6 protein-coding genes are annotated in these 4,180 nt (G+C 71.2%); all 6 read right to left on the bottom strand.

Going from position 1 to position 4,180, the window contains the following annotated elements; genetic code table 11:
- The coding region (locus tag RWM17_RS12770) for a DivIVA domain-containing protein (RefSeq protein ID WP_314104220.1) at positions 1 to 231 on the bottom strand (231 nt) is incomplete at its 3' end.
- 159 nt (positions 232 to 390) lie between these two features.
- The gene (locus tag RWM17_RS12765; protein ID WP_194612061.1) at positions 391 to 687 is read right to left on the bottom strand and encodes a YggT family protein; all 297 of its coding nucleotides are present in this window, start codon (positions 685 to 687) and stop codon (positions 391 to 393) included.
- 74 nt (positions 688 to 761) lie between these two features.
- Positions 762 to 1,316 (bottom strand): cell division protein SepF, encoded by a 555-nt coding sequence (locus RWM17_RS12760; RefSeq protein WP_192041592.1) that lies wholly within the window; start codon positions 1,314 to 1,316, stop codon positions 762 to 764.
- 37 nt (positions 1,317 to 1,353) lie between these two features.
- On the bottom strand, positions 1,354 to 2,052 hold the full coding sequence (locus tag RWM17_RS12755) for a YggS family pyridoxal phosphate-dependent enzyme (protein WP_314104215.1): 699 nt from the start codon (positions 2,050 to 2,052) through the stop codon (positions 1,354 to 1,356).
- A 3-nt stretch (positions 2,053 to 2,055) separates the two neighbouring features.
- Positions 2,056 to 3,222 (bottom strand): cell division protein FtsZ, encoded by a 1,167-nt coding sequence (gene ftsZ, locus RWM17_RS12750; protein WP_123545577.1) that lies wholly within the window; start codon positions 3,220 to 3,222, stop codon positions 2,056 to 2,058.
- 140 nt (positions 3,223 to 3,362) lie between these two features.
- The coding region (locus RWM17_RS12745) for an FtsQ-type POTRA domain-containing protein (protein ID WP_314104213.1) at positions 3,363 to 4,180 on the bottom strand (818 nt) is incomplete at its 5' end.

Genomic DNA, 4,180 nt, shown 5'->3' with positions numbered 1-4,180 from the left:
GGCCTGGGCCGATGCCGGGGCGCTGGCGGCGACCGGGGCGGGGACGGCGGAGCCGCCCGCCGACTCGGCGGACGTCAGCCGCTGGCGCAGCTCGTCGTTCTCCTGGCCGAGTCGTCGCAGCTCTGCGACGACCTCGTCGAGGAAGTCGTCGACCTCGTCCTGGTCGTAGCCCTCGCGGAACTTCGTCGGCTGGAACCGCTTGTTGACTACGTCTTCAGGCGTCAAAGCCATTGCCGTCACCTCGTGCATCTGTGGGATCACGTGATCGTGATCGTGGTCTGTGTCGTTCGACTACACCGTAGCGAACACTGGCCCCTGAGGGCAGCGGGGGCGCGGTTGCCCTCGCAGAAGCCTACCCTCTCGCCGCGCGGAGAGAGGCCAGGCCGGACGTCATGCGAAGCGGAGCCCGCTGGCGACGCCCATGAGGATGACGACGGCGAGCATGATGATGCTCCACCCGAAATCGAGGGCCACCGACCCCAGCCGCACGGGCGGGAGGACACGGCGGACGGCCTTGATGGGCGGGTCGGTGACCGTGTAGGCGATCTCGGCCAGCACCAGGACGGGCCCCCGCGGGCGCCAGCCCCGACTGAAGGACTGTGCCAGGTCGAGGACGAATCGCCCCCACATCAACAGGAAGAACAGGAGGAGCGCGTAGTACGCGATCGAGGCGATCAGGAACGTCATCGGGGTGTCATCAGCTCACACTGGTCGGCGTGGTCGAGCCACGGAGAGGAGTCGGGGCGTCGGGACGCCGCCGCTCAGGACTGCGCGAAGAAGGACGCCTCGATGTCGGACTCTACCTCGGCCTGCTCGCCGCTCACCGCGATGTGGGCCGGGGACAGGAGGAAGACCTTGTTCGTGACGCGCTCGATCTTGCCGAAGAGGCCCTGCGACAGGCCGCTGGCGAAGTCGACGAGGCGACGCGCGTCGGCCTCCGTCATCTGCGACAGGTTGATGATGACGGGGATGCCGTCCCGGAAGCTCTCGGCGATCGCCTGGGCGTCCTTGTACTCGCGGGGGTGGACGGTGAGGATCTCGTTCATGTCGTGGGGCACCGTGTTCTTCGAGGTGGAGGAGGTCGAGCTGCGACGCAGGGGCGTCACGGGGGCGCGTGTCGCGGCGGGGGCAGGTGCCGGCGCGGGGACGGGGGCGACCGGGGAGGCGTGTGCCGCCGCGGAGGACTGGCGAGCGGCCGGCTGAGCGGCCTGGGCAGGCTGCTGGCGCTGTTCCTGCCGCTGCTCCTGCTCGTCGTACTCGAGTTCTTCGTCGGCGAGGCCCAGGTAGACCATCGTCTTTCGCAGGGGGTTGGCCATGGGGTGTCCTCCGGGTCGTGGGGCGTTGTGTCCGAGGTTAACGAGCTTCGGGCCTCGAACCCGTGATTGCGGTGCCGATGCGGAGGTGTGTCGCTCCCTCGGCGATCGCGTCGGCGAAGTCGTGCGACATGCCGGCGGAGATCGCGTCGGCGCCGGGAGCCGTCCGACGGACCGCATCGGAGACCCGACGGAGGCGCGCGAAGGCCGGCCGCGCCGGCTCGCCGAGCGGCGCCACGGCCATCACTCCCCTGAGGCGGACGCCGGGCACGTGCAGCAGCCGCTCGACGAGGCGCTCGACCTCGGACACGGGGACGCCGCCCCGGCCCTCCTGGCCGTCGAGGGACACCTGCACGAAGCCGTCCACGACGTGGCCGTCGTCGACCCCGAGGGCGTCGACGACGCTGTCCCGGTCGAGCGAGTGCACGGCCGAGACGTAGCGCCGCGCCTGCCGTGCCTTCTTCGACTGGAGCTGGCCCACGAAGTGCCACCGGAGGCCCTCGAGGTCGGCGGTGTCGGCCGACTTGGCCTGCGCCTCCTGGTGTCGGTTCTCCGCGACGTCGCGCACGCCCAGGGCGTGCAGCTCACGGACCAGCGACGCCGGGTGGAACTTCGTGACGACGATGGTCGTCACCTCGTCGGCCTGGCGTCCGGCGGCCCTGACCGCGTCGTCGACGCCGGAGGCGACCCGGGCGAGACGCTCGCCGAGGTCGCCTCCGAGGTCGAGACCGTCGGTCACGCGCTACTTGAGGAAGTCGGGCACGTCGAGGTCGTCGTCGCCGCCGTCGAAGGCAGGGTCGACGGCCTGCGTGGCCGCGTGGTCGTCGGGTCGGCGCCACGACGGGGTGTCGTGCGACGCACCGCTGTCGGCGATGGCCGAGACGCCCGGCGTCGACGCCGCGGCCGGGGCCGCGTCGGACTCGACGAAGCTCGAGCGTCGGTCCTTGGTCTTGGCCGTGGGCTCGCCGCCGTCGAAGCCGGCGGCGATGACGGTCACCCGCACCTCGTCGCCGAGGGTGTCGTCGATCACCGCGCCGAAGATGATGTTGGCCTCGGAGTGGACGGCCTCCTGCACCAGGCGCGCGGCGTCGTTGATCTCGAAGATGCCGAGGTTCGAGCCGCCCTGGATCGACAGGAGGACGCCGTGGGCGCCGTCGATGCTCGCCTCGAGCAGCGGCGACGCTACGGCGAGCTCCGCGGCCTTGATGGCCCGGTCGGCCCCTCGCGACGAGCCGATCCCCATCAGGGCCGAGCCTGCGCCCTGCATGACCGACTTGACGTCGGCGAAGTCGAGGTTGATGAGGCCGGGGGTCGTGATCAGGTCCGTGATGCCCTGGACGCCGGCGAGGAGCACCTGGTCGGCGGTGCCGAAGGCCTCCACCATCGAGATGCCGCGCTCGGAGATCTCGAGGAGGCGGTCGTTGGGGACCACGATGAGGGTGTCGACCTCGTCCTTGAGCTGGGCCACGCCCGCCTCGGCCTGGGCCTGGCGGCGCTTGCCCTCGAAGCCGAAGGGCTTCGTGACGACGCCGATGGTCAGCGCACCGATCGACTTCGCGATGCGGGCCACGACCGGCGCGCCGCCGGTGCCCGTGCCGCCGCCCTCGCCTGCGGTGACGAAGACCATGTCGGCGCCGGCCAGCGCCTCCTCGATCTCCTCCGCGTGGTCCTCGGCGGCGCGGCGGCCGACCTCGGGATCGGCACCGGCGCCGAGGCCGCGCGTCAGCTCGCGGCCGACGTCGAGCTTGACGTCGGCGTCGCTGAGGAGCAGTGCCTGAGCGTCGGTGTTGATGGCGATGAACTCGACTCCGCGGAGACCGAGCTCGATCATGCGGTTGACGGCGTTGACGCCACCGCCGCCGACACCGACGACCTTGATCACGGCTAGGTAGTTATGGTTCGTTGTCACGTCCGGGCCTCCGCTGAAACCTTAACTCGGAAGTTGAAGGTTAAGGTTGTACATGGTATGTAAGTGCTGCAGTCACAAGTTAGGTGCCGCCGCGAGACGCACGGTCCAGCCGGGCAGGCGTGTCGCGAACGGACGGCGTGTCACCGGGTCCGGATGATGCCGTTGTCCGGTGCGGACACGTCGAACTCGACGGACGCGGCCGGGTCGCGCCTCGCCTGGTCGGCGATGAGCCCCGAGAGCACCTGCGCCTTCTCGGCCGAGTCGTCCGCGCTGCCCCAGACCACGCGTTCCCCCGTCGTCAGGGACAGCGTGACGTCGTCGGCGGTCGAGGCGGTCGCGGAGTCCACGGTCGCCCTGAGCGCCTGAGGGAGGGCGAGCAGGACCTCGGCGGTCGACCGGAAGGCCGTGTCGTCCAACGGGGCGCCGCCCACGTCGACGAGCGGGACGCCCTCCTGGCGAGCGTCGAGGTGCTGCACGACGACGCCGGCGGGGTCGACGAGGTCGAAGCCGTCACCGGAGGGCACCGTCGCGATCGGCTGACGCTCGGTCACCCGGATGACGAGGGTGTGCGGCGGAGCCGTCTCCGTGACGTAGCTCGCGATGAGGGGGAACTGCTCGAGCTCGGTCGTGATCCGCGAGAAGTCGATCCGTGCCAGGGGGGTGCCGAGCTGGCCCGAGACGGCGGCCTGCACCGACGCGGCGTCGACCCGGTCCGTCCCCTCCACCTCGATCTGCTCGAGCGAGAGGAGCGGTGAGAAGACGGCGATCCCGACCGAGGCCGCGAGCGACAGGGCGACGGCCGCGGCGGTCACCCACGCGGCTCGGCGGTGGCGTGACCGCCTCGTGAACCGCCGGACCTCGGTCCGCTCCGTGCGCCGCCGCTCCCCCGACGCACGGCGCGCGGCACGGCGCGCCTCGGCAGCACGACGACGAGCCTCGTCCGCGCCCCCCTCGGGCT

This window comes from uncultured Frigoribacterium sp. (genome assembly GCF_963515265.1).
In the GTDB taxonomy this organism is placed as follows: domain Bacteria; phylum Actinomycetota; class Actinomycetes; order Actinomycetales; family Microbacteriaceae; genus Frigoribacterium.
This window is presented reverse-complemented; position numbering and strand designations above follow the sequence as displayed.

Coding starts and splice junctions, on each gene's coding strand:
- RWM17_RS12765 (WP_194612061.1), bottom strand. CDS start 687: ATGACGTTCCTGATCGCCTCGATCGCGTACTACGCGCTCCTCCTGTTC.
- RWM17_RS12760 (WP_192041592.1), bottom strand. CDS start 1,316: ATGGCCAACCCCCTGCGAAAGACGATGGTCTACCTGGGCCTCGCCGAC.